Annotated in this window: 24 protein-coding genes; 18 read left to right on the forward strand and 6 right to left on the reverse strand. The window is 62.3% G+C overall.

All coding sequences use genetic code 11. The annotated features are described in order from the left end of the window. Positions 1-16 precede the first annotated feature (16 nt). The 7 genes from C9411_RS15135 to C9411_RS15165 all read left to right on the forward strand — a co-directional run bounded on the left by C9411_RS15135 (position 17) and on the right by C9411_RS15165 (position 4,342). Positions 17-865, forward strand: coding sequence for an AraC family transcriptional regulator (locus C9411_RS15135; protein ID WP_107227389.1), 849 nt, complete (start codon positions 17-19; stop codon positions 863-865). 71 nt (positions 866-936) lie between these two features. After that, the gene (locus C9411_RS15140; RefSeq protein WP_063988791.1) at positions 937-1,647 is read left to right on the forward strand and encodes an AzlC family ABC transporter permease; all 711 of its coding nucleotides are present in this window, start codon (positions 937-939) and stop codon (positions 1,645-1,647) included. Further along, complete coding sequence (locus C9411_RS15145; RefSeq protein ID WP_038880577.1) at positions 1,644-1,955, forward strand: AzlD domain-containing protein; 312 nt, start codon at positions 1,644-1,646, stop codon at positions 1,953-1,955. Before C9411_RS15140 ends, C9411_RS15145 begins: the two co-directional genes overlap by 4 nt. Before the next feature lie 68 nt (positions 1,956-2,023). Continuing rightward, positions 2,024-2,593 carry a helix-turn-helix domain-containing protein gene (locus C9411_RS15150; protein WP_063988792.1) on the forward strand — a complete coding sequence of 190 codons (570 nt, stop codon included), beginning with the start codon at positions 2,024-2,026 and terminating at the stop codon, positions 2,591-2,593. A gap of 2 nt (positions 2,594-2,595) precedes the next feature. Further along, the gene (locus C9411_RS15155; RefSeq protein ID WP_107227390.1) at positions 2,596-3,114 is read left to right on the forward strand and encodes a GNAT family N-acetyltransferase; all 519 of its coding nucleotides are present in this window, start codon (positions 2,596-2,598) and stop codon (positions 3,112-3,114) included. A 50-nt stretch (positions 3,115-3,164) separates the two neighbouring features. After that, positions 3,165-3,563, forward strand: a complete 399-nt coding sequence (locus C9411_RS15160; RefSeq protein ID WP_107227472.1) for a GNAT family N-acetyltransferase — start codon at positions 3,165-3,167, stop codon at positions 3,561-3,563. 131 nt (positions 3,564-3,694) lie between these two features. Continuing rightward, positions 3,695-4,342 carry a hypothetical protein gene (locus C9411_RS15165; protein ID WP_107227391.1) on the forward strand — a complete coding sequence of 216 codons (648 nt, stop codon included), beginning with the start codon at positions 3,695-3,697 and terminating at the stop codon, positions 4,340-4,342. 389 nt (positions 4,343-4,731) lie between these two features. On the opposite strand, the gene C9411_RS15175 is transcribed toward C9411_RS15165, so the two are convergent. The 3 genes from C9411_RS15175 to ompC form a co-directional block, all read right to left on the reverse strand. Further along, positions 4,732-5,562 (reverse strand): 5'-nucleotidase, lipoprotein e(P4) family, encoded by an 831-nt coding sequence (locus C9411_RS15175; protein WP_063988794.1) that lies wholly within the window; start codon positions 5,560-5,562, stop codon positions 4,732-4,734. Positions 5,563-5,579: 17 nt separating this feature from the next. After that, positions 5,580-6,431 carry a GNAT family N-acetyltransferase gene (locus C9411_RS15180; RefSeq protein ID WP_107227393.1) on the reverse strand — a complete coding sequence of 284 codons (852 nt, stop codon included), beginning with the start codon at positions 6,429-6,431 and terminating at the stop codon, positions 5,580-5,582. A 178-nt stretch (positions 6,432-6,609) separates the two neighbouring features. Continuing rightward, complete coding sequence (ompC, locus tag C9411_RS15185; protein ID WP_025302059.1) at positions 6,610-7,707, reverse strand: porin OmpC; 1,098 nt, start codon at positions 7,705-7,707, stop codon at positions 6,610-6,612. Positions 7,708-7,948: 241 nt separating this feature from the next. Between ompC and C9411_RS15190 the strand changes: the two genes are divergently transcribed. The 4 genes from C9411_RS15190 to dinG all read left to right on the forward strand — a co-directional run bounded on the left by C9411_RS15190 (position 7,949) and on the right by dinG (position 11,709). Further along, positions 7,949-8,605 carry a glutathione S-transferase family protein gene (locus tag C9411_RS15190; protein ID WP_107227394.1) on the forward strand — a complete coding sequence of 219 codons (657 nt, stop codon included), beginning with the start codon at positions 7,949-7,951 and terminating at the stop codon, positions 8,603-8,605. Positions 8,606-8,729: 124 nt separating this feature from the next. Continuing rightward, positions 8,730-9,062 carry a carboxymuconolactone decarboxylase family protein gene (locus tag C9411_RS15195; RefSeq protein WP_049200944.1) on the forward strand — a complete coding sequence of 111 codons (333 nt, stop codon included), beginning with the start codon at positions 8,730-8,732 and terminating at the stop codon, positions 9,060-9,062. Then, complete coding sequence (locus C9411_RS15200) at positions 9,052-9,444, forward strand: tautomerase family protein (protein ID WP_107227395.1); 393 nt, start codon at positions 9,052-9,054, stop codon at positions 9,442-9,444. Before C9411_RS15195 ends, C9411_RS15200 begins: the two co-directional genes overlap by 11 nt. Before the next feature lie 66 nt (positions 9,445-9,510). Further along, positions 9,511-11,709: an ATP-dependent DNA helicase DinG gene (gene dinG / locus C9411_RS15205; RefSeq protein WP_107227396.1), complete on the forward strand. Its 2,199-nt coding sequence runs from the start codon at positions 9,511-9,513 to the stop codon at positions 11,707-11,709. Here the strand turns inward: dinG and C9411_RS15210 are convergent, their stop codons facing one another. Then, positions 11,710-12,144: an Lrp/AsnC family transcriptional regulator gene (locus C9411_RS15210; protein ID WP_063988798.1), complete on the reverse strand. Its 435-nt coding sequence runs from the start codon at positions 12,142-12,144 to the stop codon at positions 11,710-11,712. Positions 12,145-12,280: 136 nt separating this feature from the next. Here C9411_RS15210 and C9411_RS15215 point away from each other — a divergent pair, with 136 nt between their 5' ends. Beyond that, on the forward strand, positions 12,281-13,189 hold the full coding sequence (locus C9411_RS15215; protein WP_107227397.1) for a DMT family transporter: 909 nt from the start codon (positions 12,281-12,283) through the stop codon (positions 13,187-13,189). Positions 13,190-13,192: 3 nt separating this feature from the next. Here the strand turns inward: C9411_RS15215 and prpR are convergent, their stop codons facing one another. Next, positions 13,193-14,782 carry a propionate catabolism operon regulatory protein PrpR gene (prpR, locus tag C9411_RS15220; protein WP_107227398.1) on the reverse strand — a complete coding sequence of 530 codons (1,590 nt, stop codon included), beginning with the start codon at positions 14,780-14,782 and terminating at the stop codon, positions 13,193-13,195. Positions 14,783-15,027: 245 nt separating this feature from the next. Between prpR and prpB the strand changes: the two genes are divergently transcribed. The 4 genes from prpB (at position 15,028) to C9411_RS15240 (ending at position 19,316) form a co-directional block, all read left to right on the forward strand. Further along, positions 15,028-15,918 carry a methylisocitrate lyase gene (prpB, locus tag C9411_RS15225; protein ID WP_063988801.1) on the forward strand — a complete coding sequence of 297 codons (891 nt, stop codon included), beginning with the start codon at positions 15,028-15,030 and terminating at the stop codon, positions 15,916-15,918. Between the two features lie 33 nt (positions 15,919-15,951). Beyond that, a complete protein-coding gene (prpC, locus tag C9411_RS15230) occupies positions 15,952-17,115 on the forward strand; it encodes a 2-methylcitrate synthase (protein ID WP_107227399.1) in 1,164 nt (387 codons plus the stop codon). A gap of 40 nt (positions 17,116-17,155) precedes the next feature. Continuing rightward, a complete protein-coding gene (locus C9411_RS15235) occupies positions 17,156-18,607 on the forward strand; it encodes a bifunctional 2-methylcitrate dehydratase/aconitate hydratase (protein WP_107227473.1) in 1,452 nt (483 codons plus the stop codon). A 79-nt stretch (positions 18,608-18,686) separates the two neighbouring features. Next, entirely contained in the window at positions 18,687-19,316 is a 630-nt protein-coding gene (locus tag C9411_RS15240; protein ID WP_048321374.1) for a LysE family translocator, read from the forward strand. Here the strand turns inward: C9411_RS15240 and C9411_RS15245 are convergent. After that, positions 19,313-20,152 (reverse strand): helix-turn-helix transcriptional regulator, encoded by an 840-nt coding sequence (locus C9411_RS15245; RefSeq protein WP_107227400.1) that lies wholly within the window; start codon positions 20,150-20,152, stop codon positions 19,313-19,315. The two genes, C9411_RS15240 and C9411_RS15245, sit on opposite strands and share 4 nt — an antisense overlap. Before the next feature lie 99 nt (positions 20,153-20,251). Between C9411_RS15245 and C9411_RS15250 the strand changes: the two genes are divergently transcribed. Continuing rightward, positions 20,252-21,676, forward strand: a complete 1,425-nt coding sequence (locus C9411_RS15250) for an MFS transporter (protein ID WP_107227401.1) — start codon at positions 20,252-20,254, stop codon at positions 21,674-21,676. Positions 21,677-21,732: 56 nt separating this feature from the next. After that, positions 21,733-22,362 (forward strand): FMN-binding negative transcriptional regulator, encoded by a 630-nt coding sequence (locus C9411_RS15255; protein WP_107227402.1) that lies wholly within the window; start codon positions 21,733-21,735, stop codon positions 22,360-22,362. Positions 22,363-22,367 lie beyond the last annotated feature (5 nt).

Consider the following 22,367-nt stretch of genomic DNA (forward strand, 5'->3'; position numbering starts at 1 on the left):
AGCGGAGGTAGGCAAGATGAAGGCGGAAGGCATAGCGCGCAAAGCATCCCGGGAACAGGCCCATTTCATGCACGTCGACGATCTCGGCGGGCTGGAAGTGCTGCAGGCCACCTACCGCCGCCAAACCTTCTCGCGCCACAGCCATGAAGGCTTCTGCGTGGGCGTTATCGATGACGGTGCCCAGCGCTTCTACCGCACCGGCGGCGAACACGTGGCGCCGCTGGGCAGCATCATTCTGGTCAACGCCGACGACATCCACACCGGCAGTTCCGCCACCGAAGAGGGATGGTCGTATCAGGCGATGTACCCGACGCCGGAGCTGCTGGCGTTTTTGTCGCGCGATCTGAAAACCGGCGCTGGCGCGACGCCTTATTTCCCCAACCCGGTGGTGCACGACGTCGGCCTGGCCGGCCAGCTGCGGATGGCGTTCAGCCTGCTGCGCAGCGATGAGAACCGGCTGATGAAAGAGACCATGGTGTTCTCGGCGCTGACCTGGCTGATGCTGCGGCACGGTAAAAGCCGCATCGATCCCACGCCGCAGAGCCGGGCGCAAAGCCAGGTGGCGCGGGTGAAAGCCTTTCTCGACGATTTCCCCGAGGCGGACATTTCGCTGCTGGAGCTGGCGGAGCGGGTGGCGCTCAGCCCTTATTACCTGCTGCGGCAGTTTCAGCAGGCCACCGGTTTGCCGCCGCACGCCTATCAAATTCAGGCGCGGCTGCGCAAGGCGCGCGGCATGCTGAAGGCCGGCAGCAGCGTGCTGGACAGCGCGCTGAGCTGCGGTTTTCACGATCAAAGCCATTTCCACCGCCATTTTCGCAAGTCGATGGGCATCACGCCGGGCGACTACGTCAAATCGCTGAAATAGTCGGGCAATCGGGTGCAATACCCGTGTGCGCCTGCGCCGTAAGCTGGCTTCTTCAACCGAAGGAGAAGCCCATGACTGACTCAATCCCTCTCATCACGCCGCCGTCTGCCCGCCTGCGCCCCGCGCTGCAGGGGGGAGTGGCGATCTTGCCGCTGTGCCTGGCGGTGGTGCCGTGGGGCATACTGGCGGGCTCGATGGCCCTGCAAAACGGCCTGACGCCGGCGCAGGGGCTGGGCATGTCGGCCATCGTGTTCGCCGGGGCGGCGCAGCTGGTGGCGATGGGCATGATCAAGGGCGGTGCCGGGCTGCTGGCGATCCTGCTGTCGACCTTTTTCGTCACCGCCCAGCATTTTCTCTATGCGCTGCGGCTGCGGGAGCGCATTGCGCCGCTGCCGTTACGCTGGCGGCTGGCGCTGGGATTCTTGCTCACCGATGAGCTGTTCGCGCTGACCGGCGAACAGGCGCCGGCGCGTTTCGACCGCTGGTATGCGCTGGGCGCCGGGCTGACCTTTTACCTGTGCTGGTTTCTCTCCACGCTGCTCGGCATCGTAGCCACCGGCAGCGCCGGGGATCTGGACGGTTATGGGCTGGATTTTTCCATCGTCGCCACCTTTATCGCCATCGTGGTGCCGCTGGTGCGCAGCCTGCCGGTGTTGGCCTGCGTGCTGACCGCGCTGCTGCTTTCCATCGTGTTGCACCATTTCCAGACGCCGGGCGCACTGGTGATCGCCACCGTGGCGGCGATGCTGGTCGGGCTGCTGTGCAGCGGGGGGCGCCGATGATCTGGCTGACGATAGTCTTGATGGGGCTGGTGGTGTTCTTCAACCGCTACTGCTTTTTGGCGCCGGGATTGCCGCTGCGGTTATCGCCGCGCGTCAAAACCCTGCTGAGCTTTTCCGTGCCGGCGGTGCTGACGGCAATTTGCGGGCCGATTGTCGCCTTCAGCGGCGACCAGCTGCGCGCCGCGCCGGATAATCCTTACCTGTGGGGGGCGGTGTTTGCGGTGATATTGGCGTTCTTTCTGCGCAACATGCTGGCGGTGGTGTTGCTGAGCCTGCTGATATTTATCGCGCTGCGCGGCATTTTTTAAAATTCGCTTGCCATATCTCTATTTTGAGATTATTTCTCTTATATGGGATTTATAACGGAGTGTGAGCGATGGATAACGGTTTGGAGACGGCCGACCAGAAGTTGGCGCAGCGGTTGGCGGATTTGCGCCAGCAGCAGGGGTGGTCGCTGGAGGCACTGGCGCAGCGCACCGGCCTGAGCCGGGCGACGCTCTCACGGGTGGAGCGCGCCGAAACCAGCCCGACGGCGTCGCTGCTGAACCGGCTGTGCGCCGCCTACGGGTTGACCATGTCGCGCCTGCTGAGCGAAATCGAAGACGAACCGCCGGAGCTGCTGCGGCCACCGCAACAGCCGGTGTGGATCGATCGCGCCAGCGGTTTTCACCGTCGCTCCGTTTCCCCGCCTGCCGCGCTGTATAAGGCCGAGTTTATCGAAGCCCGGCTCGATGCCGGCGCGCAGATCGATTACGACCTGCCGTCGATTCCGGCGCTGGAGCATCACCTCTGGCTGCTGTCCGGGCAACTGGAGCTGACGCTGGAAGGGCGCGTTTTCCGGCTGTCGCCCGGCGATTGTCTGCGCTACCGCCTGTTCGGTGCTTCCCGTTTCCATGTTCCCGGCGATGAGCCGGCCCATTACACGCTCGTTATCTGCAGGCCATAGCTATGATTGAATTGCAACAGTGGGGCGCCGACGCGGCGCAAAACGCCATGGACGACTTGGCCGAGATGCTGCACGCCAGCGTGGCGCACGGCGCCAGCATCGGTTTTGTCATGCCCTTTACGGTGGATCAGGCGCGGGCGTTTTGGCAGGGGCTGCTGCCGGCCCTGGCGCGGGGAGAGCGCGCGATGCTGGTGGCGCTCGCGAACGGTCGGCCGGTCGGCACCGTGCAGCTGCTGTTGGCGATGCCGGACAATGGCCGCCACCGGGCGGAAGTGGTCAAACTGATGGTGCACCCGCAGGCGCGGCGGCAGGGCGTCGCGCGGCTGTTGATGCAGGAAGTACAGGCGCTGGCGGCGCGTCATCGCCGCAGCCTGCTGGTGCTGGATACCCTGAGCGGCAGCGCGGCGCAGGGGTTGTACCGCCAATTGGGGTTCGAAGCGGCGGGCGACATCCCACAATACGCCCGCGCCAGCGACGGCGGGGCGTTGGAGGCCACCTGCTATATGTACAAACTGCTGTGAGCCTTCGAATACTATTAAGCGAAGTCGATAGCTCAGACGCGTTGGCACTGATGGCGGAATTGTCGGTGCAACTCGCTGAGATCACCGGCGATAGCGGTACATCCTCGTTTGATCCTGCTTCTATAGAAGCGGATGGAGGTTGTTTTATGTTGGTACGCAATGCTGCTGATGAAGCCGTAGCTTGTGGGGCGCTGCGTCGATTAACTTCTGGCGTTGCGGAGTTAAAACGTATGTATGTACGCGAGCCTGGCAATGGTATTGGTCGTAAATTATTACATGCTCTGGAACAACAGGCTCGATGGTTGGGGTATCGCCAACTGTGGCTGGAAACTCGAAGAGTGAACCTGCGTGCCATCAAGTTTTATCTGGCTCAGGGGTATCGGATACGCGAAAACTATGGCCGTTACCAAGGTAACCTGCAGGCGGTCTGTTTCGAGAAAGTTCTGTAATAATGTTGCAAGTCCCTAATAGCCATTTGACATTGAAGATCCTTGTCTTGTTGGTTATGTTACGGCCAGGTTAAATCAAAGAATAGATGCCGCTGCGTTTTCCGGGCGGTTAAAATCGAGAGGGTTAAAGGATGAACTACTCTGATATTGCTGAAAGGATAGTGAAAGTGCTTGTTTCACCGGGAAGCGTTGTTGGATTGGCTCAAGGGGCGGTATCGATACCGATTGATTTGGGATATTTAGCGCTGAGCGTTTTTGATACGGGCAATCGTTGGCGTTTGCAGACGGAACGTATCCGTCTCATTAGTGCTATCCGCTCTGGAATATTCAATCGTCATCAAATCTTACGAGCAATCCGCATAGTTATTAACGCGTTCACAGATTATATCCCCAAAGATATGCAAGACAGGGTTTATGGAGGTATAGGTTCATCGGTAGCTGGCAGACTGCTCACCAGTGGTGTCGTCGCTGCGACTATAGCTAATCAGGTCATAGCGGCAGGCGGTGCCTCGTTCCTGTCGAAATTTTCTGCCGGTTCGATGGGGTTTTTCCTGACGAGTGGGGGGCTGGTCGAACATTGTATCTACAAGACCTTTGAGTTAGAGCGAGAGAACGCCCCGGTGTATTACAAATTACGGCGGGCGGGAAACCTGGATTTTCTTTACTTCCTGCTTAAGCCGTATATGAAACCTTTTATCGACGCTTTGAGCGTCCGTAACCGTTATGGCGAGGGGGCGTTTATGAAGATACTGGACATTCTGGAGTTCAAAGCACAATGAAAGACACTGGCGTGTTCAAGAGAGGCATGAAGTTCTTATACGACGTGTTGTTTCAGCTGCTGCTTATTGTGATGTTTGCTTTATGCATCTATTTTTTCTTTCACTATGAGACAGCGACGGAGCGCCTAACTTATATCATAGGGACGGTAGTTTTTTTCTATATCGTTCATAGATTTGTCTGTTTTTTGGCCAAAAAGTTACGCTGACGTCGACGGCGCGACGAGTTAATGATTTGCAATCTGCTTTGTCTATTTTTTAACGCCTGCATTTTCTCATTTTCTCATTTTCTCGCCGCCGAGCCAATATCCCCATTGGTTCGGCGGCATGCTCCGTTAATCCCTTTTTGATAAAATATTAGGTTATATGGGGCATTTCTCCCTATTCCTGAATCAGCGCCCGCGCCAGGCTTTGATCGCCTGTTGGCGCACCTGCAGCTTCTGCTGCGGCGTCAGCTTGTTGTAGTCGCGGGTCAGGCCGCTTTCCCAATCGCCGTACAGCGGGTTGGGCAGCACGATGAATTCGGTGCCGAACTTACCCTGGTTCTCACTGACGAACGCCCGGCGCTGCGCATTGTCCTGGTGGTAAGTCGCGGCACCGAAATCGTTCAGGTTGTCGCCCGCGTACACCACGATGTCATAGCCGGCTTGTTTGATGGCGTCGAAGCGCGCCTGCTTATTGGAGGTGTCGGTGCTGAGCAGCACGGTCTTTTCCGACATGCCGGTGAAACCGAGCTTCTGCATGTTGGCCACCGTGGCGGCGTATTCGCTCTGCTTGCGGTTCGATACGTAGAACATCGTCCCCTGATGGGCGTTAACGTAACGGGCAAACGACACTGCGCCCGGCACCGCGCCGGCCTGTTCGGCCTGTGTCCATTGGGCCCAGGTGGCGCCGTCGTACGGCTGGCCCTGCTGCGCCTGCCAGCCGGAGTAGGCGCTGTTATCCAGCATGGTTTCATCCAGATCGACCACCACCGCCTTTTTACGGCCCGGCGCGGTCTTAGCCTGATCGAAGGCGCGCTGCGCGCTGTTGAACGCCTGATGCGCCAGCGCCTGGTATTCGCCGGACTGTTGGAACCAGTTCACCGCCAGCACTGACTGATCCGCCAGCCGCTGCTGGGCCTGAGCGTCGGTGTGCGGCGGCTGCGCGCAACCGGCCAACGTCAGCAGCGCGACGCCAACCGCCGCGCCGAGGGTGAGTTTCCTTGCCTGTTTTCCTGCCATCGTTATCTCTCTTGGTTTTAGTCTTGTGGGCTGTCCAGCAACATATCCATCTCGAACTGGCGCAGGGGATCCTGCCGCCAGCCAAGATGCGTAAAGAAGGGGGCGGCCACCTCGGGCACAAAGACGTTGGCGGCCAGCGGCAAAGGGGCGAATTGCGCTTGCAGGGCGGCCAGCAAGGCGCGGGCATGCCCCTGGCCGCGGTGCTGCGGCGGCACGTAGATCAGGCGTAGCCAGCAGTGCTCGGCGCCGGGCATCACCACGGCGTAGGCTTGACGATTGAGCGTATAGGCTTGCGGTTTGCCCGGCAGCTTGAACAGCGATTCGGGGGCGATCAGCCAGGGCAGGTCGGTGGCGCCTTCCGCCGTCAGGCGATGGCTGACGGTCAGCGGATCGACCGCCTGCAGCACCGCCGTGCCAGGCGGCACTTCCGCTGGTGCCTGATGGCCGGTCAGGGTGCGCACGATGCGCAGCCCGGCGCGATGATACAGTGCCAGCGCGGCTTCGTTGCCTTCGATCACTTCCAGCGACAGCCGACGGTCGCCGCGTTGGCGGGCATCCGCCACCAGGCGCTGCATCAACGCCTTGCCCAGCCCCTGGCCGCGCATCTCCGGGCGCACGGAAAAGGCCGCCACCCGGCTGTGCCGGCCGCGGCGGGCGATCAGCGCCACCGCCACCGGTTCCTGGCGATGGGTGACGATCAGGCTGTCGTTCAGGCTGAGATCTTCGGCACCGAAGCGGGCGGCGAAGGTCGGCCCGTCGAGCACGAAGCGCACCATGTAGTTTTCAAAACAGTGGTTGAGGATGTTTGCCAGCTCGTCGCTGCTGTAGCGCAGGGCGTGGTGGAAGTCGAAGCGTCCGTCGTTATGCATGGCTGATTCCGCTCGGGGGAAAGCTATACATGTAGACCCGTTTGTTTTGCAAGGCAAGCGGGGGCATTCGTTGGCGGGAAAATAAAAACAAAAAAGCCGGACGCAGCCGCCCGGCGAAATAAAACTCTGGGTATCAAGTGACGCTAAAGTTTGCAGTGGTGGTTATTCATTCATCACATCAGAACTGGTAGGTCAGAGCGAGAACAACGACGTCGTCGTTTTTCAGGCCCAGCTTGTTGTCGTCATCGAGTTGGTTAATTTTATATTCGACATAAGTGGACATGTTTTTGTTGAAGTAATAGGTCGCCGCCACGTCGAAATATTTCACCAGATCGACATCGCCGATGCCTTCAATATCTTTGCCTTTCTGCTGAACGTAACCCAGCGATGGGCGCAGACCGAAGTCGAACTGATATTGCGCGACCAATTCAATCCCTTCCGCTTTATTGGCGAAGCCGCTAACGGAAGTCGAGTTGTTATTGATGGTGGCGGTGCCGGAAATAGGCGCAATATTGCGGCTCTGCGAATAAGTCGCGGCCAGGTAGACGTTGTTGTTGTCGTATTTCAGACCACCGGCCCAGATATCGGCCTTGTCGCCTTTGCCGAAGGTGCCCGCTTTTTGCGTGGCGGTGCGGTTGGAAGAGGCATAGGCGGCGCCTACGCTCAGGCCGTCGATGATTTCGTAGCTGGAGGATAGGCCCCAACCGTCGCCGTTCGCCTTGCTGGCGGAGCGGCCGTCGTTTTCGTTCTTGCCCTGGTACTGCACGGCAAATTTCAGGCCGTCAACCAGACCGAAGAAGTTGTTATTACGGTAGGTGGCGACACCGTTGGTGCGGCCGTTCATGAAGTTGTCGGTCTTGATATAAGCATCGTCGCCGAATTCAGGGATCATATCCGTCCAGGCGCCGACATCGTAAATGATGCCGTAGTTGCGGCCGTAGTCGAAGGAGCCGAGGTCCTTATATTTCAGACCGGCGAAGCCCAGACGCGTTTTGGTGTCTTTAGTGCCGTCGGATTCAGTATGGTTGGCGGCGATCTGATATTCCCACTGGCCGTAGCCGGTCAGCATATCATTAATCTGAGTCGCGCCTTTAAAGCCGATACGCACGTAAGTTTTATCACCGTCGTTGCCGGCATCATCGGAGAAATAATGCAGGGCTTTTACACGGCCGTAAAAATCGAGCTTGTTGCCGTCTTTATTGTAGATTTCTGCTGCCTGTGCCGCTTGCGCAAGTAAAAGTGCCGGAATAATAACGGCCAGAAGATTACGTTTCATGAGTTACCCTGCTTTATTCGATTGAAAGACGCTTATCATCAGTTGCATTGCTGTTTCACTGTGCCGCCTGATTGTTGGCGGCGGAGAATTTTTACCGTAGTAATGTGATCTATTTATGACAAAAAATTCATTTTCATGTCGAACGATTAAAAAAGTCGCGCAAAGGGTGAATTTTTTCTTCAACCGACGGTCGGCGGCTGGTCTACAGTTACCGATACCTTGTTCCGCTGCGGGAGGAATCATGCACGATACTTATACTTTGTTCGGTACGCAGGGCTGCGGTTCGACGATCGTGGCCGCCGCGTTGGTGTTGACGGCTTTCCCCTGGGGCTATGAGGAAGTGGACTACACGCAGGACGGCCCGGAGCGCGATCGCCTGCTGGCGCTGAACCCGCTGGGCCAGGTGCCCACCTTAGTGTTGCCCAATGATGAAGTGATGACGGAGAGTGCGGCGATTATTCTGTTGCTGCACGATCGCGCACCGCACACCGAGCTGGCGCCGCCCGGCGGTTCGCCGCTGTTGCCGCGTTTTCTGCGCTGGCTGCTGTTCATCAACGCGGAGATTTACCCCACCTTCACCTATGCCGACCATCCGCAGCGCTGGCAGCCGCAGGCGGCGGGGGCGGAACAGCTGAAAAACGCGGTAATGGATTATCGCGAGCGTTTATTGCAGCAGCTGAACGCCGCCGCCGGCGCAGCGGGCCCGTGGTTTCTCGGCAAGAGCTTCAGCGCGTTGGATCTGTACGTGGCGGTGATGTGCCACTGGCGGCCGGGCCGCGCGTGGTTCCGGCAACACTGTCCGCGGCTGTACGCCATCGCTGAACGGGTGGAGCAGCGGCCGGCGCTGAATGCGCTGCTGAGCGCGCAGTTCGACGGCGTTGCCCCGCTGGAGTCCTGAAATCTCCCCGCCGCCCGGCGGGGAACCCTCCCGTTTTTCTGAACCGAGACTGCCGAAAATCCCGATTTTCACTCGCTGCGGCGGCGGGTAGCGTAAGGCTATCCGCAACTGACAGGAGAGTGTGATGCCATCAGAATCCCAGGCCGGACAACAGGCGTTCGGCGATATTGCCCCCAAGCTGGCGCAGCTCAGCGACCGCGTTTTGTTTGACGATATTTGGCAGCGGCCGGCGCTGAGCCCGCGCGAGCGCAGCCTGATTACCGTCGCCGCGCTGGTGGCGCTCAACCGCGTGGAACAGCTGCCGTTTCACCTGCAGCTGGCGCAGCGCAACGGCGTGACGCGTCAGCAATTGGCCGAGCTTATCACCCATCTGGCGTTCTACGCCGGCTGGCCCGCGGCGGCATCGGCCGTGGCGCGCCTGCGCGAGCTGGAACAGGAGGCCAATCATGCCGTTTAGCCGCATCGCTCTGCATCAGGGCAAGTCCGCCGACTATCTGCAAACCTTGTCCGACAGTCTGCATCAGGCGCTGGTGGAGGCCTTTGAGGTGCCGCCGACGGATAAATTTCAGGTGATCGATCAATACCGCCCCGGTGAGCTTGTCTACGATCGCGACTATCTTGGCGGGCCGCGCAGCGCGGATTTCGTGTTGTTTTACATCACCGCCGGGCGGCCGCGCGACACCGACACCAAGCGGCGCTTCTACGGGCGGCTGGCGGCGCTGCTGGCGGAAAACCTGCGGCTGCGCCCCGAGGATGTGATGGTGGTGATCACCACCACCCAGTTGGACGAGTGGTCGTTCAGCGCCGGGCGCGCCTCGATGATCGATCCGCAGACGTAACTCGGGCTGACGCCGCGAGCGGTCTGTGGGACAATAGCGCCATCATTTCGTTTAGATAAGAGTTGAATGGCGCTCTCCTCCGCAGTTAAAGATCAGATTGGCCAGTGGTACAAAGCCCTGCAGCAGCAAATACCGGATTTTATTTCCCGCGCGCCCCAGCGCCAGATGATCGCCGAGGTGGCGAAGACGCTGGCCGGTGACTACCCGCGCCATCTGGCGATCGAGGCGCCGACCGGCGTCGGCAAAACGCTGTCTTACCTGATCCCGGGCATCGCCGTCGGGCGAGCGGAGAGCAAACCGCTGGTGGTCAGCACCGCCAACGTGGCGCTGCAGGACCAGATCTACAGCAAGGATTTGCCGCTGCTGAAGAAGATTATCCCCGATCTGAAATTTACCGGCGCCTTTGGCCGCGGGCGCTACGTGTGCCCGCGCAACCTGGCGGCGATGAGCACCGACGTCAGCCAACAGGGCGATTTGACGCTGTTCCTCGACGACGAGCTGGCGCCCTCCAGCGGCGAAGAGCAGGCGCTGTGCCAGAAGCTGACCAAGGCGCTGGCCCGCTTCGAGTGGGACGGGCTGCGCGATCACTATCAACAGAGCATCGACGATCCGCTGTGGGCCAAGCTGAGCACCGACAAGGCCAACTGCCTGGGGCGCAACTGCCACTACATTCGCGAATGCCCGTTTTATATTGCCCGCAAAGAGATCGAGAGCGCCGACGTGGTGGTGGCCAATCACGCCCTGGTGATGGCGGCGCTGGAGACGGAGTCGGTGCTGCCGAACCCGAAAGAGCTGCTGCTGGTGCTGGACGAAGGCCACCATTTACCGGAGGTGGCGCGCGATGCGCTGGAGATCGACGGGGAAATCACCGCGCTGTCGACCAACCTGCAGCTGGACATGATCGTGCGCCAGGTCGAGCAGTGCATGACCCAGTACCGGCCGAAGAATCCGCCGGGGCTGGCCAACAGCGAGCGGTTGAAGAACCATTGCGAGGAGCTGCGCGAGCTGGTGCAGATCTTCGAGCATCAGGTCAGTGCCTACCTGCCCGGCGACAGCGTAGCGGCCGAGCACCGTTTCGAGATGGGCGAGCTGCCGGCGGAGATGGTGGAGAGCTGCGCGCGGCTGTTCAAACTGACCGATGCGCTGCGCGGGCTGGCGGAGTTCCTGCTTAACGATCTCACCGAGCAGACCGGCAAGCATGACATCGTGCGCCTGCACCGGTCGATCATTCAGATGAGCCGCACGCTGGGCTATCTGGAGGCGATGAGCAAGCTGTGGCGGCTGGCGGCGCTCGATAAATCGTCCAACGCGCCGATCTCCAAATGGGTCACGCGCGAGCTGCGCGATAACGTTACCCATCTCTACCTGCACTGCGTCGGCATTCGCGTCAGCGACCAGCTGGAGAAGCTGCTGTGGCGCAAGGTGCCGCACGTGGTGGTCACCTCGGCCACGCTGCGTTCGCTGAACAGCTTCGCGCGTTTGCAGGAGATGAGCGGGTTGAGCGAGAAGGCCGGTGATCGCTTCGAAACGCTCTCTTCGCCGTTCAATCACGTCGAACAGGGTAAGATTGTCATTCCGCAGATGCGCTTTGAACCGGCGCTCGCCAACGAGGCGGAGCACCTCGAGGAGATGGCGCGATGTTTCCGCGCCGAGCAGGCGAGCGGCAAACACAAAGGCATGCTGATCCTGTTCAGCAGCCACCGGGCGATGCAGACTTTCCTCAGCTACGTGACCGATCTGCGGCTGATGCTGCTGGTGCAGGGTGACCAGCCGCGCTACCGGCTGGTGGAAGAGCACCGCAAGCGGGTGGAGAAGGGCGTCGCCAGCGTGCTGGTGGGGCTGCAATCGTTCGCCGAAGGGCTGGATCTGAAAGGCGAGCTGCTGACCCAGGTACACATTCACAAAATCGCGTTCCCGCCGATCGACAGCCCGGTAATCATTACCGAAGGCGAGTGGCTGAAATCGCTGAAGCGCTATCCGTTCGAAGTGCAGAGCTTGCCGAGCGCCTCGTTCAACCTGATCCAGCAGGTCGGCCGCCTGATCCGCAGCAACCAATGCTACGGCGAGATCGTGATCTACGATCGCCGGCTGTTGACCAAAAACTACGGTTCGCGGCTGTTGGCGTCGCTGCCGGTGTTCCCGATCGAACAGCGCGCGGTGCCGGAGGCCGACAAGGCGCATCTGGCGGCGCTGCAATCCGCCGCCGACGCGGCCAAAAAAGAGAAGAAGCGCGGCAACCCGTTTGCCCGCAAGCGGCGGCGTTAATCAGAGCAGCGGCGGCAGGCGGCGTTTAACCGGCGTGGTTTTCACGATCGAGGTGTTGCTCTGTGCGTGTTCGGCCAGCCGATCTAGGGTGTGATCGAGCTGCTCCATCGAATGCGCCACCAGCCGCACGATAAAGCAGTCTTCGCCGGTCACCTTATCGCATTCGACCACTTCCGGGATCGCCTGAATCAGCTGTTCGACCTTTTTCAACATGCCCGGCAGCGGCTTGATGCGCACCAGCGACTCGAAGGCGTAGCCCACCGCCTGCAGATTGACGTTCAGGGTATAGCCCTGGATCACGCCGTTTTCCTCCAGCCGCCGCAGCCTTTCCGAGGTGCTCGGCGACGACAGCCCCACCTGCGCGCTCAGCGTCTTCAACGATGCACGCGCATCTTCCGCCAGAATGGTCAGGATTTGGCGATCGATATCATCCATAACGCCTCCATTAGGTATTTTATTTGTTATAGCTACGAGAAAAAGGCAGTTAAGCATATCTGCCTTCTTTATGCTATGGAAAGCAGTGCCGTGAAGCCGCAAGCTATGCCTCTGGGCAAGTTTGGAGGAACGCAGAATGAATGCAGAGATAAAACGCGGATCGCTGGAGATGGCGGCGGCGATGTTGATTTCCGGCTCTATCGGCTGGTTTGTGTTGATGTCCGGCCAGCCGGTTATCAACGTGGTGTTTTGGCGCTGCGCGGTGGGGGCGCTGGTGCTGCTGGCGGTGTGCGGCGCGCTGGGGCAACTGCGGCGCGATGCGTTGACGCGCGCCACGCTGCTGCTGGCGATCGCCGGCGGCGTCGCGCTGGTGATCAACTGGCTGCTGCTGTTTGCCGCCTACTCCTATGCGTCTATCTCCATCGCCACGGCGGTGTACAACACCCAGCCGTTTATGCTGGTGGGGCTGGGGGCGCTGTTTCTGGGGGAGCGGCTGACCGCCCGCAAACTGCTGTGGCTGGGGCTGGCGTTCGGCGGCATGATGCTGGTGGTGCTGGCGCAGCCGCGGCAGGCGGGGGAACAGAGTCATTATCTGGCGGGCATCGCGCTGGCGCTCGGGGCGGCGTTTTTCTACGCCCTGATGGCGCTGGCGGCCAAGCGACTGAAGGGCACGCCGCCGCATCTTATCGCGCTGATCCAGGTGGCGGTGGGGGCAGTGATGCTGTTGCCGCTGGTGGATTTCCACGTTTCGGCCAGCGCTGGGCAGTGGGGAATGCTGGCGACGCTCGGCGTGCTGCACACCGGCCTGATGTATGTGTTGATGTACGGCGCCCTGCAGAAGCTGCCGACTAACCTGATCGGTTCGCTGTCGTTCATCTACCCGATCGCCGCCATGCTGGTGGATCGCCTGGCGTTTGGCCACAGGCTGTCTGCATGGCAGCTGCTGGGCGCGGCGATCATTCTGCTGGCGGCGGCCGGCATGAACCTGCTGGGCGAGCGGCGAGCGCGACTGCTGCCGGCCTCAGACGGCCGGCGCGCCGGCTGATGCTCAGTTCGTTTTTTTCAGCCGGCGCCATAACGTGGTGCGGCTGATCCCGATCAACCGGGCGGCGGCGGCGTGGTCGCCCCCGCACCGCGCCAGCGCCTCATGAGCGGAGACGGGCGCTACCGGCGTCTCGGGCGGTGTGGCCGCCGCCAGCTCCGGCAACAGCCAGCGCAGCGTCTCGCCGCTCGGCGCGGTGCCGGTGCTCAGCATCAGCGCCACCCGCTCCATCATGTTGCGCAGTTCGCGCAGGTTGCCGGGCCAGGCGTAATGACTCAGCGCGGCGTAACAGCCGGCCAGGGCGGCGCGCAGCGGCTCCGTCAGCGGCACGTCGAGCGCCGCCAGTGACCGTTTCAGAAAGTGTTCCGCCAGCATCGCGATATCGTCGCCGCGCGCCCGCAGCGGCGGCAGCTGCAGCCGCAGGGCGCTCAGGCGGTAGAACAGATCGGCGCGAAAGTCGCCCCGTTGAATCGCCTGCTCCAGGTGGCTGTGGGTGGCGCTGATGACGCGAAAGTCGACCGTTACCGGCTGTTGCCCACCCACCCGGGTGACGGTTTTCTCTTCCAGCGCGCGCAACAACCGGGTTTGCAGGTGCAGCGGCATTTCGCCGATCTCATCCAGAAACAGGGTGCCGCCGTTGGCGGTTTCCAGCAGCCCGCGTCGGCCGCCGCGCCGTGAGCCGGTGAAGGCGCCTTCCTCATAGCCGAACAGCTCCGCCTCCAGCAGCGATTCGGCGATGGCGCCGCAGTTGATGGCGACGAACGGCGGCGTCGCGCCCCTGGACGGTGCGCCGCGTCGGGAAAAGTATTCCCGGTGGATCGCCTGCGCCGCCAGCTCCTTGCCGGTGCCGGTTTCTCCTTCAATTAATACCGCGGCCGGCGAGCGGGCGTACAGCATGATGGTGCGCCGCGCCTGCTCCATCTGCGGGGACTCGCCCTGCAAATCGCCCAGCCCGTAGCGCGGCTGCAGGGTATTGCGCGCGGCGTAGTCACCGCCGCGTTTGCCGCCGCCCAGCATCAGGCGCGTTACGTCCAGCGCATCGCTGAAGGCGGCGCGCAGGGTGGCGGCGGAATAGAGAAAAATGGCGGTGAGCCCGGCCTCTTCCGCCAGATCGCTGATGAGGCCGGCGCCGACCACGGCCTGAATGCCGACGGCTTTCAGCTCGGCGATCTGGCCGCGGGCGTCCTCTTCGGTGACGTAACTGCGCTGCTCCAGCGGCAGATCGAAGGTCTGCTGGAACTCCAGCAGCGCGGGCAGGGGGGTTTTATAGGTGATGACGCCGATCCGATCGGCTGTTCTGCGCGCCTTGCTCAGCGCCTGCAGCAGGTCGAAGCCGCCGGGCTTGACCAAAATGACCGGCACCGACAGGCGGCTTTTCAGGTAGGCGCCGTTGGAGCCGGCGGCGATGATGGCGTCGCAAGGCTCGGTAGCCAGGCGAGCGCGGATGTGCTGCACCGCCTCCTCAAAGCCGAGGCGGATCGGGGTGATGGTCGCCAGATGGTCGAACTCGAGGCTGATGTCCCGGAACAGATCGAACAGGCGGGTGATGGAGACGGTCCAGATCACCGGTTTGTCCGGCGTGATGTGATCGCTCATGGCGGGTTACCGAATGGAAGAGACTGCATTAGGTGTAGCCCGGTTTCAGCTATGTTTCAAATTCGCTACGTGCAACAGCAATTGAAACGTTAACTGAAACGTTTTTTATTCCTTTGCCTGGCCAATGGCGCTGCAGATTTTTTAACTCACTTATTTTTAACGTTTTTAATTTTTCTCCTCACCGAAGTACAACCTGGCCCGCCCTTTGCTCTGTCTGTTTCATCTAGCTAATCGGAGAGAACGTCATGACGCTGCGCTCACCCGGGCTCGCCTTTCGTCAGGCCCTGAGTAAAGAAAAACCTCTGCAAATCGCCGGCGCGATCAACGCCAACCATGCGCTGCTGGCCCAGCGGGCCGGGTTCCAGGCCATCTACCTTTCCGGCGGCGGCGTGGCGGCCGGTTCGTTGGGGCTGCCGGATTTGGGCATTTCGACCCTGGACGATGTGCTGACCGACATTCGCCGCATCACCGACGTTTGCCCGCTGCCGCTGCTGGTGGATGTCGACAGCGGTTTCGGCGCTTCGGCGTTCAACGTCGCCCGCACGGTGCGCTCGGTGAGCAAGGCCGGGGCGGCGGCGCTGCATATCGAAGATCAAGTCGGCGCCAAGCGCTGCGGCCATCGCCCCAATAAGGCCATCGTCTCCACCGAAGAGATGGTGGATCGCATCAAGGCGGCGGTGGATGCGCGCAGCGATCCGGACTTCGTGATCATGGCGCGCACCGATGCGCTGGCGGTGGAGGGGCTGGAGGCGGCCATCGAGCGCGCTCAGGCTTATGTGGCGGCTGGGGCCGACATGCTGTTCCCGGAAGCGATCACCGAATTGGGCATGTATCGCCGTTTCGCCGAAGCGACGCAGGTGCCGATCCTCGCCAACATCACCGAATTCGGCGCGACGCCGCTGTTTACCATCGACGAGCTGCGCAGCGCTCGGGTGGATATGGCGCTGTATCCGCTGTCGGCCTTCCGGGCGATGAACCGCGCGGCGGAGCGGGTATACCGCGCCCTGCGCGAGGAGGGCACGCAGAAAAGCGTCATCGACACCATGCAGACCCGCAACGAGCTGTACGAAAGCATCAACTACTATTTGTTCGAAGAGAAACTCGACGCCCTGTTCGCTCGCCAGCGCGACGAATAGGCGCCATTCACGCAGAAGCCAAATGAGGACAGTATGAGCCAAGCGATCCCCCCGCAAAGCCCGACTGGCGTTAAGCCGAAAAAATCCGTGGCGTTATCTGGCGTACCCGCCGGGAATACCGCGCTGTGCTCCGTAGGGCGCAGCGGCAACGATCTGCACTACCGCGGTTACGACATTCTCGATCTCGCGCGCCACTGCGAGTTTGAAGAGGTCGCCCACCTGCTGATCCACGGCAAGTTGCCCAACCGCGACGAGCTGCAGGCCTATAAACACCGTCTCAAAGCGCTGCGCGGCCTGCCGGCCAGCGTGCGCACGGTGTTGGAGGCGCTGCCTGCGGCGTCTCACCCGATGGACGTGATGCGCACCGGCGTCTCGGCCCTTGGCTGCACGCTGCCGGAAAAAGAGCAGCACGGCGCGGCCGGCGCGCGCGACATCGCCGACCGGCTGCTGGCGTCGCTGGGATCGATGCTGCTGTATTGGTATCACTACAGCCACAACGGCGAGCGCATTCAGCCGGAGACCGACGACGATTCCATCGGCGGCCACTTTCTGCACCTGTTGCACGGCGAAACGCCTTCCGCCAGCTGGGAACAGGCGATGCACGCTTCCTTGATCCTGTACGCCGAGCATGAGTTCAACGCCTCGACCTTCGCCGGCCGGGTGATCGCCGGCACCGGATCCGACGTCTATTCGGCGATCGTCGGCGCCATTGGCGCGCTGCGCGGGCCGAAACACGGCGGCGCCAACGAGGTGTCGCTGGAGATCCAGCAACGTTATGAAACGCCGGACGAAGCGGAAGCCGACATTCGTCGCCGCATCGACAACAAAGAGGTGGTGATTGGCTTCGGGCACCCGGTGTACACCGTCTCCGATCCGCGCCATCAGGTGATCAAAGAGATCGCGTTGCGCCTGTCGCAGGAGGCGGGCGCGATGAAGCTGTATGACATCGCCGATCGGCTGGAAAGCGTCATGCGCGACACCAAAAACATGTTCCCCAACCTCGACTGGTTCTCGGCGGTGTCTTATCACCAACTGGGGGTGCCCACCGAAGTGTTCACGCCGCTGTTTGTCATGGCGCGGGTGAGCGGCTGGTCGGCGCACATCATCGAGCAACGGCAGGACAACAAAATCATTCGCCCGTCCGCCAACTATACCGGGCCGGAAGCACGGGCGTTCGTACCGCTGGATCAGCGCTGAGCGCCGATTGTTATTCACTATGGAGTCTTCGGGAATCATGATGCTTGAGTCTGCCAATACCCGCCGTCCGCCGTTCGATCGCGAAATGATCGATATCGTCGATTATGTGATGAAAGAGGCCGTCGATACCCCGGCGGCGTACCGCACCGCCCACTATTGCCTGCTCGATACCCTCGGCTGCGGGCTGGAGGCGCTGAGCTATCCGGCCTGCAAGAAACTGATGGGGCCGGTGGTGCCGGGCGCCGAGGTGCTGAACGGCAGCCGGGTGCCGGGTACCCGCTTCCAGCTGGATCCGGTGCAGGCGGCGTTCAATATCGGCGCCATGATCCGCTGGCTCGACTTCAACGACACCTGGCTGGCGGCGGAGTGGGGCCACCCGTCGGACAACCTGGGCGGGATCCTGTCGGTGGCCGATTGGCTCTCGCGCCAGGCGGTGACGGCGGGCAAGGCGCCGCTGACCATGCGGCAGGTATTGATCGCCATGATCAAGGCGCATGAGATCCAGGGCTGCCTGGCGCTGGAAAACGCCTTCAACCGGGTGGGGTTGGATCACGTGCTGCTGGTGAAGGTGGCGTCCACCGCGGTGGTGGCGCAGTTGCTCGGCCTGAGCCGGGCGGAGATCCTGAACGCGGTGTCGCTGGCGTGGGTGGACGGGCAGTCGCTGCGTACCTATCGCCACGCGCCGAACGCCGGCACCCGCAAATCCTGGGCGGCGGGGGATGCGACCGCCCGCGCGGTGCGGCTGGCGCTGATGGCCGCCACCGGCGAAATGGGCTATCCCTCGGCGCTGACGGCGCCGACCTGGGGGTTTTACGACGTTTCATTCAACGGCAAACCCTTCCGCTTCCAGCGGCCGTACGGCGCGTACGTGATGGAGAACGTGCTGTTTAAAATTTCGTTCCCGGCGGAGTTCCATGCCCAGACCGCCGTGGAGGCGGCCATGACGCTGCACCGCCAGATGCAGGCCGCCGGCAAAACCGCCGCCGACATCGCCAGGGTGAGCATCCGCACCCACGAGGCCTGCCTGCGCATTATCGACAAGCAGGGGCCGCTGGATAACCCGGCGGATCGCGATCACTGTATTCAGTATATGGTGGCGATCCCGCTGCTGTTCGGCCGGCTGACGGCGGGGGACTACGAGGATCGGGTGGCCGAGGATCCGCACATCGACGCATTGCGCGGCAAGATCCATTGCCATGAAGATCCCGCCTTCACCCGCGATTATCACGATCCGGAAAAACGATCGATCGCCAATGCGCTGACGGTAGAGTTCGCTGATGGCAGCCGCCTGGATGAGGTGGCGGTGGAGTACCCTATCGGCCATGCGCGGCGGCGCGAAGAGGGCATCCCACTGCTGATCGAGAAGTTCAAAACCAACCTGGCGCGCCAGTTCCCGGCCCTGCAGCAGCAGCGCATTCTCGAGGTGTCGCTGGACCGGCAGCGGCTGGCGCAGATGCCGGTCAACGAATACCTCGATCTGTGGGTGATCTGACGCGAGCGACGCTGACAAGCCACGTCGGCGTCGCTATGATGGACGCTCCATTCCCGTCCATCTTCTTATCAGGTGATTCATGATTGATGCCGCAACGCTGTTGTTGTTTTCCGGTGCCTGCGTGGCGCTGGCGCTGACCCCCGGCCCGGATATGCTGCTGATCGCTTCGCGCAGCGTCAGCCAGGGGCGACGCGCCGGTTTCGCTTCGCTGGCGGGCATTCAGCTCGGCACGTATTGCCACGCGTTGGCGGCGGCGCTGGGGTTGTCGCAACTGTTCGTCGCCGTGCCGCTGGCCTACGACGCGGTGAGAATGCTGGGCGCCGCCTATCTGCTCTATCTGGCGTGGAAAACGCTGCGATCCGGCAGCAGTTTGCAGGCTTCTGCCGGATTGCAGGCGGTGCCGACGGCGCGCATCTTCCGCCAGGGGCTGTTCACCAACATCCTCAACCCGAAAATGGCGCTGTTCGTGCTGGCGCTGTTCCCGCAGTTTATCGATCCGCGTTCAGGCTCGGTGGTGGTGCAGATGCTGGCGCTGGCGACGGTGCTGAATCTGGTGGGGTTGCTGATTAACGGCGGGGTGATCCTGGCGGTCAGCGGCATGAAAAGCCGCTTCGCCGGCCGCCGCTTCAGCGCCCGCTGGCCGAACTATCTGCTGAGCGGGGTGTTCGCCGGGCTGGCCTGCAAGCTCATTTTCGACAGCCGCCGCTAGCCCTCGCGCAGCAGCGCTTCAAACGCCGCGCTGGCCGGTTCCTCCGGTAGCGCGCTGTACATTACCAGCCGCAGGTGGTTCTCTTCGTCGACGATGAAAGAGGCGTGGTCAAAGGTGACCGGGCCGATTTCCGGGAGGGTGAAGCTGCGCCGCCCCTGGCAGCGCCCGTGGATATCGTGCTGCCGCCAGAGCCGGCGGAACGGCGGCGATACCCGCTCCAGCGCCTGTACCCGTTGGCGCATTACCTCATCCTCCGGCGCGCGGGCGTAGTCGCGGCGGAAGCTGGCCAGGATTTGCGGCGCCTGCGCCTCCCACTCCAACAGGCGCGCATTAAGCTGCGGATCGGCAAACAGCATCCACAACATGTTGCGCTCTTCCGCCGGGCGTTCGCCGATGGCGAACAGCCGCTGCGCCGCCGGGTTCCAGGCGATGATGTCCCAACTCAGGTTCATGACGTAGGCCGGCCGCAGCGGCAGGTCGTCCAGCAGCCGCCGCACCAGCGGCGAGACCTGGCACCACTGATGGCCGACCGGCACCGGTGGCCGCTGATGCGCCAATAAAAACAGGTGGTAGCGGCCGGCGGCGTCGAGCTGCAGCACCCGCGCCAGGTTTTCCAAAAATGCCACCGACGCATTGATTTCCCTGCCTTGTTCCAGCCAGGTGTACCAGGTGAGGCCGACGCCGGCCAGCGCCGCGACCTCCTCGCGCCGCAACCCCGGCGTGCGGCGGCGGCTGCCGCTCGGCAAACCGACCGCCTCCGGCGACAGCTGTTCTCGCTTTTGACGTAGAAAATCCGCCAGTTCGTGGCGGGTGCGCTCGAGGGTGCGTGGGGGCATGTCGGCCGTCCTGTTGCTGTTAGTAATAGTATAAATGGCTATATAGTAACAGTTTAAACCCTGTTCCATACTGCGACCATCATAATCTCTGGAGGTGGTATGGAATATTCATTATCTCGTGAGCGGCGAGCGCTGCCCGGCCTGCCGGTACTGCTGTTGGGCGGCTTCGTCACGGTGTTCGATCTGTTTGTGGTCAACGTGGCGGCGCCGGTGATCCAGCGGCAGTTCGCCGCCGATTTCGCCGGTGTCGGTCTGATCGTCGCCGGTTATGAACTGGCGTTTGGGGTGCTGCTGATCGCCGGTGGGCGTCTGGGCGATCGCTTCGGACGCCGGCGTCTGTTCAGCCTCGGCATGCTGGGATTCACGCTGAGCTCTCTGCTATGCGGGTTGGCGGGATCGCTCAACCTGCTGATCGCCGCGCGTATCCTGCAGGGGGCGACGGCGGCGTTGCTGTTTCCGCAAATTTACGCCTTGATGCGGGTGCTGTACGCGCCGCAACAGCGGCGGCGCGCCTTCGCCTGGCTGGGCATGACGCTGGGATTGGCGGCGATCTTCGGCCAGATCCTCGGCGGATTTATCATCGAGGCCAACCTGTTCGGCAGCGGCTGGCGCATGATCTTTTTGATCAATTTGCCGATCGGCGCGCTGGCGCTGTGGGCGGCGCGGCGGATTCCCGAATCGCGGGTGGCGCAGGCGCAGCGGCTGGACGGCGTAGGCCTGTGGCTGGCGGCGATCGGCCTGTCGCTGTTGCTGCTGCCGCTGCTGGAAGGGCCGGCGCGCGGCTGGCCGTGGTGGATAGCGCCGATGCTGGCATTGGCGATGGTGACGCTGTGGGGCTTCCTGCGTTGGGAGCGCCGTCTGGCGCGGCGCGGCGGTGATGCGGTGCTCGATCCGGCGCTGTTACGCCAGGCAGGCTTCGCGCCGGGCATGGCGGTGGTGCTGGCGATTTATGCCACCGCCTCCTCGTTTTTCTTGTGCTTCGCGCTGCTGCTGCAGGCGGGGGCGGGGCTGACGCCTTTTCAAGCGGGCAGCCTGTTCGCCCCGGCCAGCGCGGCCTTTATGCTGGCGTCGATGCTCGCGCCTCGGCTGGCGCTGCGTTGGGGCAACGGCGTACTGAGCGTGGGCGTGGCGATTTACGCCGCCGGGTTGGCGCTGTTGATGGCCCAGGCGCTGTGGGGCGCGGGGCTGGCGCATCCGCTGCGGCTGCTGCCGGGGTTAGTGGTGCTGGGATTCGGCCAGGCGCTGAGCATGACGCCGCTGCTGAATCTGGTGCTCGGTTTGGCGCCGGAGCGGCAGGCGGGCATGGCGGCGGGCCTGGTCGCCACCGTGCAGCAGGTGGGAGGCGCGCTGGGCATCGTGGTCAGCGGCGTCGGCTTCGTGCCGCTGCTGGCGAACGGCGGCGCGGCGGAACGCTATGCGCAGGCCTTTGCCGGCGCCATGGTATTTAATCTGTTGGCGATGGGCATTGCCCTGATCTTGTTAAACCGGATCACTCGAAATAGTCAGAAAGCGGATCTTAAGTAGGCCGCCGGCGGGTGCTTTACTGTCGTCATCATGAGAGAGCGTAAGGAGCCACACTGATGTTTCAACCCGCCGCATTTCGCGAAGACGATCTGGATGCCCAACTGGCGCTGGTGCGCGCCCACCCGCTGGGGTTATTGGTCAGCCACGGCGAGCAGGGATTGACGGCCGATCCGCTGCCGTTTCTGGCCGATGTCGAACAGGGGCAGATCCGGCTGCGGGCGCACCTGTCGCGCGCCAACGAGCACTGGCGGCGGCTGCAGCACGCGGCGGAATGCCTGGTGATTTTTCAGGGTTTGGAAGGTTATGTGTCGCCCGGCTGGTACCCGAGCAAGCGCCAGACCGGCAAAGTGGTGCCGACCTGGAATTACAGCGTGGTGCAGCTGTATGGCGTGCCGACGGTGATGGACGACCCGGCCTGGCTGCGCCGCCAGCTGATCGACCTGACGGCGCAACAGGAAGGGCGCCGCCCGGCGCCCTGGCGGCTCGACGACGCGCCGGCCAACTACATCGCCGCGCAGCTTAACGGCATCGTCGGTATCGAGATCGCCGTCACCCGGCGCGAAGGCAAATGGAAGATGAGCCAAAACCGCAGCGCCGACGATGTCGATGGGGTGATCGCCGGGCTGCGCGATGGCGATGAAACGCAGCGGCGGCTGGCGGCGGAGGTTGAGCGGCGGCGCGGATAGGGTAT

The sequence above is a fragment of the Serratia sp. Nf2 genome (assembly GCF_003028435.1).
GTDB classification, from domain to species: domain Bacteria; phylum Pseudomonadota; class Gammaproteobacteria; order Enterobacterales; family Enterobacteriaceae; genus Serratia; species Serratia marcescens_L.

Bases quoted from the DNA above. Each gene is read 5' to 3' on its own strand.
- ompC (WP_025302059.1), bottom strand. From the start codon at position 7,707: ATGAAACGTAATCTTCTGGCCGTTATTATTCCGGCACTTTTACTTGCG.
- C9411_RS15210 (WP_063988798.1), bottom strand. From the start codon at position 12,144: ATGGATGATATCGATCGCCAAATCCTGACCATTCTGGCGGAAGATGCG.
- prpB (WP_063988801.1), top strand. From the start codon at position 15,028: ATGACGCTGCGCTCACCCGGGCTCGCCTTTCGTCAGGCCCTGAGTAAA.
- C9411_RS15145 (WP_038880577.1), top strand. From the start codon at position 1,644: ATGATCTGGCTGACGATAGTCTTGATGGGGCTGGTGGTGTTCTTCAAC.
- C9411_RS15135 (WP_107227389.1), top strand. From the start codon at position 17: ATGAAGGCGGAAGGCATAGCGCGCAAAGCATCCCGGGAACAGGCCCAT.
- C9411_RS15245 (WP_107227400.1), bottom strand. From the start codon at position 20,152: ATGCCCCCACGCACCCTCGAGCGCACCCGCCACGAACTGGCGGATTTT.
- C9411_RS15250 (WP_107227401.1), top strand. From the start codon at position 20,252: ATGGAATATTCATTATCTCGTGAGCGGCGAGCGCTGCCCGGCCTGCCG.
- C9411_RS15150 (WP_063988792.1), top strand. From the start codon at position 2,024: ATGGATAACGGTTTGGAGACGGCCGACCAGAAGTTGGCGCAGCGGTTG.
- C9411_RS15160 (WP_107227472.1), top strand. From the start codon at position 3,165: ATGGCGGAATTGTCGGTGCAACTCGCTGAGATCACCGGCGATAGCGGT.
- dinG (WP_107227396.1), top strand. From the start codon at position 9,511: ATGGCGCTCTCCTCCGCAGTTAAAGATCAGATTGGCCAGTGGTACAAA.
- C9411_RS15175 (WP_063988794.1), bottom strand. From the start codon at position 5,562: ATGGCAGGAAAACAGGCAAGGAAACTCACCCTCGGCGCGGCGGTTGGC.
- C9411_RS15235 (WP_107227473.1), top strand. From the start codon at position 17,156: ATGCTTGAGTCTGCCAATACCCGCCGTCCGCCGTTCGATCGCGAAATG.
- C9411_RS15215 (WP_107227397.1), top strand. From the start codon at position 12,281: ATGAATGCAGAGATAAAACGCGGATCGCTGGAGATGGCGGCGGCGATG.
- C9411_RS15240 (WP_048321374.1), top strand. From the start codon at position 18,687: ATGATTGATGCCGCAACGCTGTTGTTGTTTTCCGGTGCCTGCGTGGCG.
- C9411_RS15165 (WP_107227391.1), top strand. From the start codon at position 3,695: ATGAACTACTCTGATATTGCTGAAAGGATAGTGAAAGTGCTTGTTTCA.
- C9411_RS15255 (WP_107227402.1), top strand. From the start codon at position 21,733: ATGTTTCAACCCGCCGCATTTCGCGAAGACGATCTGGATGCCCAACTG.
- C9411_RS15195 (WP_049200944.1), top strand. From the start codon at position 8,730: ATGCCATCAGAATCCCAGGCCGGACAACAGGCGTTCGGCGATATTGCC.
- C9411_RS15190 (WP_107227394.1), top strand. From the start codon at position 7,949: ATGCACGATACTTATACTTTGTTCGGTACGCAGGGCTGCGGTTCGACG.
- C9411_RS15180 (WP_107227393.1), bottom strand. From the start codon at position 6,431: ATGCATAACGACGGACGCTTCGACTTCCACCACGCCCTGCGCTACAGC.
- C9411_RS15155 (WP_107227390.1), top strand. From the start codon at position 2,596: ATGATTGAATTGCAACAGTGGGGCGCCGACGCGGCGCAAAACGCCATG.
- C9411_RS15200 (WP_107227395.1), top strand. From the start codon at position 9,052: ATGCCGTTTAGCCGCATCGCTCTGCATCAGGGCAAGTCCGCCGACTAT.
- prpR (WP_107227398.1), bottom strand. From the start codon at position 14,782: ATGAGCGATCACATCACGCCGGACAAACCGGTGATCTGGACCGTCTCC.
- C9411_RS15140 (WP_063988791.1), top strand. From the start codon at position 937: ATGACTGACTCAATCCCTCTCATCACGCCGCCGTCTGCCCGCCTGCGC.
- prpC (WP_107227399.1), top strand. From the start codon at position 15,952: ATGAGCCAAGCGATCCCCCCGCAAAGCCCGACTGGCGTTAAGCCGAAA.